12 protein-coding genes are annotated in these 14532 nt (G+C 61.9%); 8 read left to right on the top strand and 4 right to left on the bottom strand.

Annotated elements, in window-relative coordinates; translation table 11 throughout:
- Positions 1-36: 36 nt before the first annotated feature.
- The gene (locus OCK02_RS02590) at positions 37-858 is read right to left on the bottom strand and encodes a pyruvate, water dikinase regulatory protein (protein WP_263811671.1); all 822 of its coding nucleotides are present in this window, start codon (positions 856-858) and stop codon (positions 37-39) included.
- Positions 859-1264: 406 nt separating this feature from the next.
- Here OCK02_RS02590 and hemE point away from each other — a divergent pair, with 406 nt between their 5' ends.
- From hemE to OCK02_RS02550, 8 genes are all read left to right on the top strand, one after another.
- Positions 1265-2293: a uroporphyrinogen decarboxylase gene (gene hemE / locus OCK02_RS02585; protein WP_263811670.1), complete on the top strand. Its 1029-nt coding sequence runs from the start codon at positions 1265-1267 to the stop codon at positions 2291-2293.
- A complete protein-coding gene (gene hemJ, locus OCK02_RS02580) occupies positions 2290-2832 on the top strand; it encodes a protoporphyrinogen oxidase HemJ (protein ID WP_263811744.1) in 543 nt (180 codons plus the stop codon). Before hemE ends, hemJ begins: the two co-directional genes overlap by 4 nt.
- A 195-nt stretch (positions 2833-3027) precedes the next feature.
- Entirely contained in the window at positions 3028-4293 is a 1266-nt protein-coding gene (gene rho / locus OCK02_RS02575; protein ID WP_112596861.1) for a transcription termination factor Rho, read from the top strand.
- A 206-nt stretch (positions 4294-4499) separates the two neighbouring features.
- Complete coding sequence (gene mnmE / locus OCK02_RS02570) at positions 4500-5819, top strand: tRNA uridine-5-carboxymethylaminomethyl(34) synthesis GTPase MnmE (protein ID WP_263811669.1); 1320 nt, start codon at positions 4500-4502, stop codon at positions 5817-5819.
- A gap of 81 nt (positions 5820-5900) precedes the next feature.
- Entirely contained in the window at positions 5901-7781 is a 1881-nt protein-coding gene (gene mnmG / locus OCK02_RS02565; RefSeq protein ID WP_263811743.1) for a tRNA uridine-5-carboxymethylaminomethyl(34) synthesis enzyme MnmG, read from the top strand.
- 11 nt (positions 7782-7792) lie between these two features.
- The gene (locus OCK02_RS02560; protein WP_412178748.1) at positions 7793-8413 is read left to right on the top strand and encodes a 16S rRNA (guanine(527)-N(7))-methyltransferase RsmG; all 621 of its coding nucleotides are present in this window, start codon (positions 7793-7795) and stop codon (positions 8411-8413) included.
- Between the two features lie 13 nt (positions 8414-8426).
- Positions 8427-9221, top strand: a complete 795-nt coding sequence (locus OCK02_RS02555; RefSeq protein WP_263811667.1) for a ParA family protein — start codon at positions 8427-8429, stop codon at positions 9219-9221.
- Between the two features lie 21 nt (positions 9222-9242).
- A complete protein-coding gene (locus tag OCK02_RS02550; protein WP_263811666.1) occupies positions 9243-10136 on the top strand; it encodes a ParB/RepB/Spo0J family partition protein in 894 nt (297 codons plus the stop codon).
- A 133-nt stretch (positions 10137-10269) separates the two neighbouring features.
- Here OCK02_RS02550 and holA read toward each other — a convergent pair whose 3' ends face one another.
- The 3 genes from holA to leuS are packed head-to-tail and all read right to left on the bottom strand — an operon-like array spanning position 10270 to position 14452.
- On the bottom strand, positions 10270-11304 hold the full coding sequence (gene holA / locus OCK02_RS02545) for a DNA polymerase III subunit delta (protein ID WP_263811665.1): 1035 nt from the start codon (positions 11302-11304) through the stop codon (positions 10270-10272).
- A gap of 6 nt (positions 11305-11310) precedes the next feature.
- Positions 11311-11835, bottom strand: a complete 525-nt coding sequence (lptE, locus tag OCK02_RS02540) for an LPS assembly lipoprotein LptE (RefSeq protein ID WP_263811664.1) — start codon at positions 11833-11835, stop codon at positions 11311-11313.
- Positions 11822-14452 (bottom strand): leucine--tRNA ligase, encoded by a 2631-nt coding sequence (gene leuS, locus OCK02_RS02535; protein ID WP_263811663.1) that lies wholly within the window; start codon positions 14450-14452, stop codon positions 11822-11824. The genes lptE and leuS overlap by 14 nt, the downstream gene beginning before the upstream one ends.
- Between the last annotated feature and the right edge of the window lie 80 nt (positions 14453-14532).

The raw sequence follows: 14532 nt of genomic DNA, 5'->3' as shown, positions 1-14532 counted from the left end.
CGATCACGGGGCGATCCCGGTTTTCACTTAGCGGAACTAGCGAAGTCTGGGCCTGAGAGCAACAATTGCCGCAGCCGTCTCCTCGATCGATCGACGCGTGACATCGATCAGCGGCCAGTTGTTGCGGGCACAGAGCGAGCGGGCATACTTCAACTCTTCGGCAATCTGGGCCCGGTCGGTATAGTCCTCCCCCTTGAAATCTTTGGCTGATCCGAGCACCCGGTTCTGTCTGACCTGGGCGACGCGATCGGTCGTGGCGATCAGCCCCACCACGAGCGGCCTGTCCACCTGCGACAATCGCTCCGGCAGCGGCACACCGAGCACGATCGGGATGTTGGCCGTCTTGATGCCCCGATTGGCAAGATAGATGCTCGTCGGCGTCTTGGACGTGCGGCTGATGCCGACGAGGATGACGTCCGCCTCCTCGAGATCGGCGGGCAGTTGTCCGTCATCATGGTCCATGGTGAAGTTGAGCGCCTCGATACGGGCGAAATATTCCGCATCCATCACATGCTGGGCACCGACACGCCGACGCGAAGTCGCGCCGAGATAGGACTGGAATACATCGATGATGGGTTCCAGCACCGAGACGCAAGGCAGGCCCATTTCGCGACAGCGCTGGTCGATGATGGCGGAGAGCTCGCTGTCGACGATCGTATAGAGGACGATGCCGGGGGCGGCGTCGATCGCGTCGAGCACCGGCGTCAGCTGCTTCCGGTTGCGAACGAGCGGATAGACGTGCTCCAGCGCCTGCGAGGCCTGAAACTGAGCTGCAGCGGCACGCCCGGCCGCAATCAGCGTTTCGCCGGTCGAATCGGAGATCAGGTGGAGGTGAAAGTAGTTTTTCGGGTTCTCCACATGATCCTCCGTGGGCTGTTGACAGACCGGGACAGCGGCGCCGGTTCGGCGGCCTCGGGCGGCGCCTCGTGGAAAACTGCCGACTTTTCCACAAAACGGATTTCGCCGGAAACCGGATCGGACCCGGTGTGGACAAATCGCGGCTCGTGACATTGTGTCACGCGATTGCCGATCCTGTCCACAAGATGTTCCGGCAACACATCGCAGTAAGACGCTGAATCCTTGGCCTTTTCTCGGCTGTCCATTTAGCCCGCGATTTAGCGCAAGATCTTTCCGGCTCCAAAGTCGGCTGGGGAATTTCCATGGTTTCGTGTGGAGGGGATTTAATCCTTGATAGTCACCGACTCTAAGAAATAGAAACCTCTTCAATATAGATTTCTTTGTTTAGAGGGAGCGCGCAAAGGCCATGACCGGAACGCGAAAAATCGTCGAAGTCCTGAACGGGAAAACGATCTTTCCTCCTCCCGTGTGGCTGATGAGGCAGGCAGGGCGCTATCTGCCGGAATACAGACAAACGCGGGCGAAGGCCGGAAGTTTCCTCGATCTCTGTTATTCGCCGGATCATGCTGTGGAGGTCACACTGCAACCGATCCGGCGCTACGCTTTCGATGCGGCAATCCTGTTTTCCGACATCCTGGTCATTCCCGATGCGCTGAAGCGCGAGGTCCGCTTCGAGGAGGGCTCCGGACCGCGCCTGAGGCCGCTGGAGATCGATGAGATCCGTCCGCTGGCGTCGATGCCGGTGATGGAGCACCTTTCTCCCGTGATCGAGATCGTCCGCCGTCTGCGCAGCGAGCTTCCGCACGAGACGGCGCTGCTCGGCTTCTGCGGCGCGCCCTGGACTGTGGCGACCTACATGATCGCCGGGCACGGGACGCCGGACCAGGCGCCGACGCGGCTCTTCGCCTACAAGGAACCGAAGGCCTTTGCCGCCCTGCTCGACATCCTGGCCGAGAAATCCGCGGAATATCTGATAGCCCAGCTCGACGCCGGCGCGGATGCCGTGCAGATCTTCGATTCCTGGGCGGGCGTGCTCGGCGAGGACGAGTTTGCCGCTTATGCGGTGAAGCCGGTCCGGCGCATCGTCGATCTCGTGCGGGCGCGGCGGCCGCAGGCGAAGATCATCGCCTTTGCCAAGGGAGCGGGGCTGTTTCAGAAGGATTATCGCCAGGGCACCGGGGCAGATGCGATCGGGCTCGACTGGACGATCCCGCTGTCGCTGGCAGCCGAACTCCAGAAGGACGGCCCAGTGCAGGGCAACCTTGATCCGCAGCGGGTGGTTGCCGGCGGCGCTGCGCTGACCGAAGGCATCGACGCCATCCTGGACGCCCTTGGCAACGGCCCGCTGATCTTCAATCTCGGCCATGGCATAACGCCGCAGGCGGACCCGGAGCATGTGACAGAACTGGTCCGGCGGGTGCGAGGTCAGGTCTGATGAGCAAGCGGCAGACGGGCCCGTTGGTCGGCCGACATGCTCGGATCCGCGCGGCGGTCGTCATCGTCCTGTTCGTGCTCGGGATTGCGGCGCTTGTTCTGCATCCGCCGGAGAATCTCTATCTCTGGCTGAAGGCGCTGCACATCGTCGCGGTGATCTCCTGGATGGCGGGGCTGCTCTACCTGCCACGCCTGTTCATCTATCACAGCGATGTCGCCCGCGGTTCCGAGGCCTCCGAGACGTTCAAGGTGATGGAACGACGGCTCTACCGGGTCATCATGAACCCGGCGATGATGCTGACCTGGCTGCTGGGCCTCTTTCTCGCCTGGTCGATCTACGGCTTCCACGGCGGCTGGCTGCACGCAAAGCTGACGCTTGTGCTGCTCCTGACCGGTGTGCACGTCTTTTTCGGCCGGTCGGTGAAGGCTTTTGCGCGGGACGAAAACCGGATCACTGCGCGGCAATGGCGGTTCCTCAACGAAATGCCGGCGCTTCTGATGATTGCGATCGTGATCCTCGCTGTGGTAAAGCCGTTCTAACGGCACGGGACGATCGGCTCGGGTGCATCCTCGGGAAAATTTACGAGGCCCTTGCAGGCTATGCCCTGAATCGCTATTTTCGCGTCATCTCATCTTTCGTGGCATGTGTTTCCCGCATCGTGAACTGCCTCCCTGCAGCTCAGTCTTGACCCGCACGCCAATCCCCAATCCTGAAATCACGCATGGTCCCCCTGCATGGCTGAAATGAAGCTACAAGAACTGAAAAACAAGACGCCGACCGATCTCCTGGCGTTTGCGGAGTCGCTCGAGGTCGAGAACGCCAGCACGATGCGCAAGCAGGAGCTGATGTTTGCGATCCTCAAGATGCTGGCGGCGCAGGACACGGAGATCATCGGCGAAGGCGTGGTCGAAGTTCTCCAGGACGGGTTCGGCTTTCTGCGTTCGGCGAATGCGAACTATCTCCCCGGTCCGGACGATATCTACATTTCCCCCTCGCAGATCCGCCGCTTCTCGCTGAAGACCGGTGATACGGTCGAGGGGCCGATCCGCGGACCGAAGGAAGGCGAGCGTTATTTCGCGCTCCTGAAGGTCAACACGATCAACTTCGACGACCCCGAGAAGATCCGCCACAAGGTCCATTTCGACAACCTGACGCCGCTCTATCCCAATGAACGCTTCAAGATGGAGCTGGACGTTCCGACGTCCAAGGATCTTTCCCCGCGCGTGATCGATCTCGTGGCCCCGCTCGGCAAAGGCCAGCGCGGGCTGATTGTTGCGCCGCCGCGCACCGGCAAGACCGTTCTCCTCCAGAACATCGCACACTCGATCACCGCCAATCACCCGGAGTGCTACCTGATCGTTCTTCTGATCGACGAACGGCCGGAAGAAGTGACCGACATGCAGCGCTCGGTGAAGGGCGAAGTCGTCTCCTCGACTTTCGACGAGCCAGCGACGCGCCACGTGCAGGTCGCGGAGATGGTGATCGAAAAGGCCAAGCGGCTGGTCGAGCATGGCCGCGACGTGGTCATCCTGCTTGATTCGATCACCCGCCTCGGACGCGCCTACAACACGGTCGTTCCGTCTTCGGGCAAGGTCCTGACCGGTGGTGTCGACGCCAACGCACTGCAGCGGCCGAAGCGGTTCTTCGGTGCGGCCCGCAACATCGAGGAAGGTGGCTCGCTGACGATCATCGCAACGGCGCTGATCGATACCGGAAGCCGCATGGACGAGGTGATCTTCGAAGAGTTCAAGGGTACGGGCAATTCCGAAATCGTGCTCGACCGCAAGGTCGCGGACAAGCGCATCTTCCCGGCCATGGATATCCTCAAGTCCGGCACCCGCAAGGAGGATCTGCTGGTACCGCGTCAGGACCTGCAGAAGATCTTCGTGCTGCGCCGCATCCTGGCCCCGATGGGAACGACCGATGCCATTGAGTTCCTGATCGACAAGCTCAAGCAGACGAAGAACAACGGCGACTTCTTCGATTCCATGAACACTTAAATAGTAAGCCGGATTCTTCTCCGGTTTCTGCAATTGAGAGGCGGGACCTTCCAAGGTTCCGCCTCTTTGACGTGTCAGGTCGCTACACACGACCACGCTTCAATGCTGGACGCCGCGACTACATTCGTGTATTGCGTGCGCGAACTGGTCGATCGCCTAGTGAGAGCGTGATCGAGACCAAAATTCTCCGTATCCCCGGGTGACACATGGTCGGCAACGACACCATCTTCGCGCTTTCGAGCGGCGGACTCCCCTCGGGCGTTGCCGTCATCCGCGTCAGCGGCCCGGAGAGTGCAGCCGTCGTCCGCGTGATGACGGGGTTCTTGCCAGCCCCAAGGCAGGCGGCGCTGCGGTCGATTCGATCCCGGAACGGTATCTTTCTGGACAAGGGTCTTGTCATCTACTTCTCCGGCTCGGCTTCCTTCACCGGAGAGGATTCGGCAGAACTGCATGTTCACGGCGGTCGCGCGACCGTCAGAGCCGTGCTTGATGCTCTTCGGGAGTTTCCGGGGCTCCGGGCTGCGGATGCCGGGGAGTTCAGTCGTCGGGCCTTCCACCATGGCAAGCTCGATCTTGTCGAGATCGAGGGACTTGCGGATATCGTCGCGGCACAAACCGAGATGCAACGCCGGCTGGCACTGGAGCACGCATCCGGAGGCGTTTCCCGGCTCTATGACGACTGGGCCCGAAGGCTCACCCACGCACGCGCGATGATCGAGGCGGAACTCGACTTTGCCGACGAGGAGGACGTCCCTGGCGCGGTCGGACAAACGGTTCGTGACGATCTTGTCGCGCTCGGTGCCGAGGTCCGCGCCCACCTGGCGGGCAGCCGTACCGGTGAGATCATTCGCGATGGATTGACCGTGGTGATCGCCGGTCCCCCCAATGTCGGCAAATCGAGCCTCATCAACTATCTGGCGAAGCGCGACGTGGCCATCGTCACCGACATTCCGGGGACAACACGCGATATCGTTTCGGTCGATCTCGACCTCGATGGTTTCGCGGTCCGCCTGCTGGACACGGCGGGAATACGGGAAACCGACGAAGTGGTCGAGCGGGAGGGTATTCGTCGCGCCAGGTCCGCGATGGCACAGGCTGATCTGATCCTCCGGCTTCTCGACGAGGATGAGGTGCCCGGCGATCAGGACGGGGAGGAGACCGTCGCCACGATCTATGTCGCGTCTAAGGCCGACATTCATCCGCGAGCCGATGTCGCTCCATCCGTTATTGCAGTGTCAACTCGGACCGGAGGCGGCATCGATGTGTTGCTGGAGCGGATCCGCGGACACCTGCCGCAGTTGGGACAGGCAGGCGCCTTTGCCGTCCCCTCGCGTGATCGCCACAACGAGGCGTTGAGGTTGACGCTTCAGGCGCTGGAGGAAGCACTGGCGGCACCGTCCAACGAACTCGAACTTCAAGCGGAGTATCTCCGGCTGGCCGCAAACGAGATCGGGCGGATCACCGGTCGCGTGGATGTCGAGAATTTGCTAGATGTGATCTTTGCGGAATTCTGCATTGGCAAATGATTCACGTGAAACACGACCACACCCTATACGAGTCCGATCTCGTGTTTCACGTGAAACGGGACCGGTAAACCTGAGGATATCATTGTGAATTATGATGTCATTGTCATTGGCGGCGGACACGCCGGCTGCGAAGCTGCCTCGGCGGCCGCGCGCGCCGGCGCCCGTACGGCCCTGCTGACCCATTCCCGGGATACGATCGGCATCATGTCCTGCAATCCGGCCATCGGCGGATTGGGCAAGGGGCACCTGGTTCGCGAGGTCGACGCACTCGATGGTCTGATGGGCCGTGTGGCAGATGGGGCCGGCATTCAGTTTCGCCTGCTCAATCGCCGTAAGGGCCCCGCCGTCCGTGGTCCGCGCACGCAGGCAGATCGGCGGCTCTATCGCGAGGCAATGCAGGCGGAAATCGCCGCGATCGAAAATCTCGACGTGATAGAAGGCGACGCCTTCGACATCGAGTTGTCCGGCGATCAGCAGATTGCCGCAGTCATCACGGGTGACGGGCGTCGCCTCGGATGTGGTGCGGCGGTGCTCACGACAGGGACATTTCTTCGCGGCCTGATTCATCTTGGCTCCGAAACGACCCCGGCCGGTCGGATGGGCGAGCGACCCTCGCTTGGCCTCTCCGCGACGTTGGCGCGCTTTGGCCTGCGCCTTGGTCGCCTGAAGACGGGGACGCCAGCCCGGTTGTCGGGGAAGACCATCGCCTGGGACCAAGTCGGCCGGCAGGCGGCCGATAGCGATCCGGTCCCCTTCTCGTTCATGACGGATGCCATCACCAATCCGCAGGTGGAGTGTGGCGTGACGCGGACAACAGCGGCCACGCACCGGATCATCGAGGATAATATCGGCCAGTCGGCCATGTATTCAGGGCAGATCAAGGGCGTGGGACCGCGCTATTGCCCGTCGATCGAGGACAAGATCGTTCGTTTCGGCGAGCGTGACGGGCATCAGATCTTCCTGGAGCCCGAGGGTCTGGACGACGACACGGTCTATCCGAATGGCATCTCTACGTCGCTGCCGGCTGCCGTGCAGGCTGCGTTCATCCGGACCATTCCGGGTCTGGAGCGTGTCGACATCCTGCAGCCCGGTTACGCGATCGAGTATGATCATGTCGATCCGCGCGAGCTCACGCCGGGACTGGAAGTCGTGAAGCTCCCTGGATTGTTTCTGGCGGGGCAGATCAACGGCACGACCGGCTATGAGGAGGCGGCAGCCCAGGGGCTGGTCGCCGGGCTCAACGCAGCTCGCAAGGTCGGTGGGCTGCCGCCGCACCATTTCAGCCGTACAGATAGCTATATCGGGGTGATGATCGACGACCTGACTTCGCGCGGCGTCGCCGAGCCTTATCGGATGTTTACCTCGCGCGCAGAGTATCGGCTATTGCTCCGCGCCGATAATGCTGATCTCAGGCTGACGCCTGTAGCGATCGAGCTGGGCATTGCGGATCACGCACGTCGTCAGCGTTTCCTGACATGGCAGGCCGAGCTCGATCGGTCTCGCGACTATGTGAAGTCGATACGGTTGACGCCCAATCAGGCATTGAGCTATGGCATAAGAATCAATCAGGACGGGCAGAGACGAAGCGCCTACGAGCTACTGTCCTACAGCGAGCACTCGATCCAGTCACTGGCGCAGGTGTGGCCGGATTTGCAGGGGATAGACCCGCGGACCAGGGAGGCGCTGGAAATTGAGGCGTCTTATGCGGTTTACATGGACCGGCAGGCGGCGGATATTGCCGATGTGCGCCGTGAGGAAGAACGCATCATCCCCTCCGATTTCCGCTTTGACGATCTACCTGGTCTATCGACCGAATTGCGCCTGAAGTTGACGCGCGATAGACCGGCGAATGTCGCTCAGGCGGCTCGTATCGATGGGATGACACCGGCCGCGATTTCATTGTTGCTGACGGCTCTCCGCCGCAGCGGCGGCGAGGACGACTCCCGGAGCCTTGCGGGATGAAAGCTGAGGATATCTCCCTTTCGGACTTGAATGTTTCACGTGAAACGGAACGGCGCCTTCGCAAGTTCATTGCGCTTTTCGACAAGTGGGCCAGGACCATCAACCTTGTCGCACCCTCCACTCTGGACGACTTTGGTGCTCGGCATATTCGAGACAGTGCCCAGATATATTCGCTCTGCCCCGCCCCGCTGACCTGGATCGATCTTGGGAGCGGTGGGGGATTCCCGGGGATCATCACCGCGATCCTGCTCCACGAGGCAGCCGGTGGATGGGTTCACCTGGTCGAAAGCAACAACAAGAAGGCAGCCTTTCTCCGGCAGGCGATCGCTGAAACCGGTGCACGGGCGAGCGTCCATCCGGTCCGAATCGAGACAGCGGCGGAAATCATCTCGGATTGTGACGCCATATCGGCGCGTGCGCTGGCTGAACTGCCTCTTCTGATGGACTTCATCGAGCCGTGGATGAGCAGAAATACAGATTGCCGGGCGTTCTTTCACAAAGGGCGGGATTATCGAGCCGAAGTCGACAAAGCGCGTGGTCGTTGGCATTTCGATCTGATAAAACATGAGAGCGTCGTTGAGCATGATTCTGTCGTGCTGGAGATAACGGGGCTCTCGCGCATCAGTCAGTGACGGCGGATCCAACATGGCAAGCCTATCGAACCGCATTATCACCATAGCGAACCAGAAGGGCGGCGTGGGCAAGACCACGACGGCGATCAATCTGGCGACGGCCTTGGCCGCGATCGGCGAGCGCGTGCTGATCGTCGACCTGGATCCCCAGGGCAACGCCAGTACGGGCCTCGGAATCGATAGACGCGATCGCAAGCTGTCCTCCTACGACCTCTTGATGGGGACTCACGGGATCGTCGAGATCGCCCAGCAGACGGCCGTGCCGAACCTATCAATCCTGCCTTCGACGATGGATCTTCTCGGGATTGAAATGGAGATCGCGGGCGCAAGCGACCGGGTATTTCGGTTGCGGCGCGCGCTGTTTGCGGACGACGCGGCAGAGTATTCCTATATCCTCGTCGATTGCCCGCCGTCCTTCAACCTGCTGACGATGAATGCGATGACGGCCGCCCATTCGGTGCTGGTTCCGTTGCAATGCGAGTTCTTCGCGCTGGAGGGGCTCAGCCAGTTGCTGGAGACGGTCGATCAGATCCGGCGGACGGTGAACCCCTCCCTCGATATTCAGGGTATCGTGCTCACCATGTATGACGCGCGCAACAATCTTGCGCTGCAGGTGGTGAACGATGTTCGCACCCATCTCGGCGAGAAGGTGTATCACACGCTCATTCCCCGAAATGTTCGGGTATCCGAGGCTCCATCCTATGGTAAGCCGGCGATCCTCTATGACCTGAAATGTGCCGGCAGCCAGGCCTATCTTCAGCTTGCCTCGGAAGTTATCCAGCGGGAACGGCAGCGGAAGGCCGCCTAAACTCTATCGGAAGTAGTGCATATGAGCGACGACAACTCAAAGCGGAGACTGGGTCGCGGCCTTGCCGCCCTGATCGGGGAAATGGACCAGCCGATGGCGATGGGAACGACGCAGTCGGCGCCCGTCAACCCGGACCGTATGGTGCCGATCGAGTTTGTTGGGCGCAACCCCCGTAACCCGCGCCGCTATTTCGATGAGGCCGAATTGCAGGATCTCGCGGCGTCGATCCGTCAGCACGGCATCGTCCAGCCCGTGGTGGCCCGTACGATCGCCCCGGAGCGCTATGAAATCATCGCCGGTGAACGGCGTTGGCGGGCGGCCCAGCTTGCCGGTTTCGTGGAAATCCCGGTCATCGTCCGTGACGTCGATGATCGGACTGCGCTCGAGATCGCCATTGTCGAAAACGTCCAGCGTTCCGACCTGAACCCGCTGGAAGAGGCGCTGGGCTATGATCAGCTGATTGCCGAGCATGGCTATACCCAGAACGATCTCGGTGAGATCATCGGCAAGAGCCGGAGCCATGTCGCCAACAGCCTGCGTCTCCTGAAGCTGCCCGATCCGGTCCGCGACATGCTGGCGTCCGGTGCCCTTTCGGCGGGCCATGCGCGCGCGCTGGTGCCGACGTCCGATCCTGTTGCCCTGGCCAAGACGATCGTTGCCAAGGGAATGTCGGTACGCGATGCCGAGCGGCTCGCTCAGAACGACATCAAGGCGCAGTCCGATCCCGATCATGGCCGCAAGGATGTGGCTAGGGACGAGAAGGATGCTGATACGCTGGCGCTGGAGCGCACCCTTTCCGACAGCCTCGGGCTGGATGTGACCGTCAGCCACAAGGCAAGCGGCGGCTATCTGCGGATCAATTACAAGACACTCGAGCAGCTCGAAGAAATCTGCAGGCTGCTCGAGCGGCGCTGAAGCTCAACAAGCATCAGCCTTCCGGTAGCTACGGGCTCGGAACCACCCTCTGTAAAGGACGGATTGCGTCACCCTCCCGCGCGGAAGGGTCGACGCAAACCCTTCTGCCGACAATACGCGGCTCCACGCCGATTTAGTTTCGAGCCGATTGAAGCACGGTGGAGAGCAGTGTCTGCAAGGCGATCGTGCCCTCGAGGGACGAGCGCTGGCGTGATTGCAGGATGGCGGATTGCAGGCGGCCGGCCTCGCGGCGTATGGCCGGCAGAGACCATTTCTTCAGCGCCTGTTCGACGACCGGCTTGCGGCGAAAGTGAAGCTGCCGGCCCATCGTGGCGATGACCTGCGAAGCGTTGGTCCGCTTCTCATCCATCTCGGCACGCATCAGTTCGAGCAACTGGAACTGCCGGAGGCAGGCCTGCAGGACGAGGAAGACCGGCGTCTTCGATGACATGATCTTCTGCATGGCGTTGAGAAAGGCGCCGTTGTCGCCCTTCAGGATGGCGTCGACGGCATCGTCGACGGAGATGGCGCTGGCGTCGCCGATCGCAGCCATAACGTCCTCCTCCTCGACGACGTTGCGGCCGTGACAATAGAGGGCGAGCTTGCGCACCTCGTTGCGCGAGGCGAGCCGGTCGCCGCCGATCGATTCCATGAGCCGCTGTCGGGCCGCGGGAACGATGCGAAGGCCAGCGGCATCCAGTTCCGTGTCTATAAGCGTGCTGAGCGCGCGGGTGTCGTCGGCATAGCACGGTATGGCAATGGCGGATCTCGATCCCTCGACCGCCTTTCGCAGGCCTGCCCCCTTCTTCAGGTCGCCGGCTTCGATGATCAGGCTACAGCCCCGGGGCGGTTCCTTGTCGAGAATACCGATCGCTTCGATGAGCGGCTTCTCGTTGCCGGCGTCCTTCAGCCAGACGAGCCGGTCTCCGCCGAACAGTCCGATCGCGTTCATCTCGTCGAGCAGGCGTCCGGGTTGGCCGACAAGGTCCGAGGCGGTGATGCGAAGCACGGAGAATGCGTCGTCGAGCGGCACGCCGGTAAGCCGCGCCAGTTGACCGGCGCGTTCGGAAACTAGGCCGCGGTCGGGGCCGTAGATCAGAAATACCCCGCCGGATCGCGGTGCCCGCTGCAGAAAGCCTTCGAACTCGTGAGACTTGATCTCCGACATAGCCGGCTATCGCTTGGCAAGGGCCGCCGAAAGATCCGCGCGAATCAACTCAGCCATTTCCCGTGACGCGCGGTTCTCGGCATCACGAACGGCTCGAAGCTTGGCGAACTCCTGGACCGGAAAATCGACGAGCGCAACGACCTGTCGACGCCCGGAGCGAATTGTTTCGCCGGATTCAACAAGCGTCAGATTGTAGTCCGCCGTCAGTACCAGCCGGCCGGCCCGCGCGACATCGTCGTCCTGTGACAGGAGAACGCCGACATCGCGTGCGTTAACGCTCATTTCGAGATGATAGGTCGGATTGGCGGGCTCGCCCTTCCCGCCTGCGAGAAGGAAGATCAGCTCGTTGCGGACGCGTTGTTCGACACGGTCTTCCGCTTCGGAAATGGAAATCGACGCCGCCGACTGGGCAACGGTCGATCCGTTTGAATAGAGCGGCTTGACCTGGCAACCGGACAACAGGACAAGTCCGATCAGGCCGGCCGCGGATGCAAGCAGCCCTCTCCTGCGTGACGCCTCAGACAACAACATTCACGATCCTCTGCGGAACCACGATTATCTTCTTGGGTGTCTTGCCGCCGAGCGCGGCCTGAACCGATTCGAGGGCCAGAACGGCCGATTCAATGGCCATCTGATCCGCATCGCGGGCAATTGTCAAATCATCCCGCTTCTTGCCGTTGATCTGCACCGGCAGCGTGATTTCATTTTCGGCGACGAGCGCTTCGTCGTAGGCCGGCCACTCGGTCCGTGCGACGAGGTCGTGGCCGCCGATGGCTTTCCAGCATTCTTCCGCGAGGTGCGGCATCATCGGCGCGATGATGGCGATGAGGATCTCCACCGCATTGCGCAGCGCCGCGTTCATCTCTGCATCGGAACGGCCTTCAGCCGCCGTAGCCAGCGGCGACGAGAGCGCGTTGGCAAATTCGTAGATCCGGGCGACCGCCTTGTTGAAGGCAAGCTTGTCATAGTCGGCCTGCACTGCCTTCAAGGTTTTGTGTGCGGTCTTCGACAGCGCCAGCGCTTCACCGGCGCTTCCAGCTTTGGAGGGGGCAGCGGAAAGGGCTGCTGATGCTTCGGAGACCAGCCGCCAGAGGCGCTGGACGAACCGGTGGGCGCCTTCGACGCCGGCCTCGGACCAGATCACATCACGATCCGGCGGCGAATCGGAGAGGACGAAGAAGCGCGCGGTATCGGCGCCATAGGAGGCGATGATGTCGTCGGGGTCGACGACGTTCTTCTTCGACTTCGACATCTTCTCGATGGAGCCGATCGCGATCGCTTCGCCGGATTCGACGTGTACGGCGCGGCGGGCACCGTCGAGTTCCTCGATGCGGACTTCTGCCGGCGTCACCCATTCGCGCCTGGCGCCCTCGCCGCGGCTATAGGTCTCGTGAACGACCATGCCTTGCGTGAAGAGACCCTTGAAGGGCTCCTTCAGGTCCACATGACCGGCCACCTGCATGGCGCGCGTGAAGAAGCGGGAATAGAGAAGGTGCAGGATCGCATGCTCGATACCGCCGATATACTGGTCGACCGGCAGCCAGGCGTCGGCGGCGGCAGGATCGGTCGGTCGGCTTTCCCACGGGGCGGTGAAGCGGGTGAAATACCAGGACGAATCGACGAAGGTGTCCATGGTGTCGGTCTCGCGGCGGGCGTCCTTGCCGCAATGCGGGCAGGCGACGTGGCGCCAGGTCGGATGCCGGTCCAGCGGATTACCGGGGCTGTCGAAGGTGACGTCTTCCGGCAGCTTCACCGGCAGGTCCTTCTTCGGCACCGGCACGACGCCGCAATCCTCGCAATGGATGATCGGGATCGGGCAGCCCCAGTAGCGCTGGCGCGAGATGCCCCAGTCGCGCAGGCGGAAGTTTATCTTGCGCTCGCCTTGCGGCGCATTGCCGATCGTGGTTGCCGCCAGCCTGTCGGCGACGCTCTCGAAGGCGGCCTCGGTGGACAAGCCGTCGAGGAAGCGGGAATTGATCATCACGCCGTCGCCGACATAGGCCTCGTCACCGATCGAGAACGTCGCGGCGTCGCCGCCCTGCGGCATGACGACGGGAACAACGGGCAGGTCGTACTTGCGGGCGAAATCGAGATCGCGCTGGTCGCCGGAGGGGCAACCGAAGATCGCGCCGGTGCCATAGTCCATCAGCACGAAATTCGCCACGTAGACCGGCAGCTCCCAGCCCGCGTCGAAGGGATGGCGGACACGGATGCCGGTGTCCATGCCCTTCTTCTCGGCGGACTCGAGCGCGGCCAGCGAGGTGCCGGCGCGGCGGCACTCCTCGCAGAAAGCGGCGATGTCGGCATTGTGGGCGGCGGCATCCCTGGCCAGCTGATGGTCAGCCGAAATCGCGATGAACGATGCACCGAAGAGCGTGTCGGGGCGCGTCGTATAGACCGTGACCTCGTTTTCGTCCGTCAGTCCGGCGCGTTCGCTGATCTCCCAGCGGATCGAGAGACCCTCGGAGCGGCCGATCCAGTTCTTCTGCATCAGCCGGACCTTCTCCGGCCATTGGTCGAGATGTTCCAGGGAGTCCAGCAGGTCCTCGGAGAAGTCGGTGATCTTGAAGAACCACTGGGTCAGCTCACGCTGTTCCACCAGCGCGCCCGAACGCCAGCCGCGCCCGTCGATCACCTGCTCGTTGGCAAGGACGGTGTTGTCGACCGGGTCCCAGTTGACCTTGGACTGCTTGCGGTAGACGAGGCCCTTCTCCAGGAAATCGAGGAACAGGTGCTGCTGGTGCTGGTAGTATTCGACATCGCAGGTGGCGAACTCGCGCGACCAGTCCAGCGAAAGGCCCATCGCCTTCAACTGTGCCTTCATGGAGGCGATGTTCTGGTAGGTCCAGGAGGCCGGATGGACGCCGCGCTCCATCGCCGCGTTCTCGGCCGGCATGCCGAAGGCGTCCCAGCCCATCGGATGCAGAACGTTGAAACCACGAGCGCGCTTGTAGCGGGCGACGACATCACCCATCGCGTAGTTGCGCACATGGCCCATGTGGATGCGCCCGGACGGATAGGGGAACATCTCGAGGACGTAGTACTTTTCCCGCGGATCCTCGTTCTTTGTCAGGAAGACGTTCTCGTCGTTCCATTTTGCCTGCCAGCGGGGCTCGGCGTCGCGCGGGTTGTAACGTTCGGTGGCCATGTCGTCGAAATTCCGGAAAGATTGAAGGGCAAAGCCCATGCGAATATGTGGCGAGACCTTCACCATGAAACCGCCGTAGC

The sequence above is a fragment of the Rhizobium sp. TRM96647 genome, assembly GCF_025780115.1.
Lineage (GTDB): Bacteria > Pseudomonadota > Alphaproteobacteria > Rhizobiales > Rhizobiaceae > Mycoplana.
Note: the sequence above shows the minus strand (reverse complement) of the source record. Positions and strands in the feature narration are given on the sequence as shown.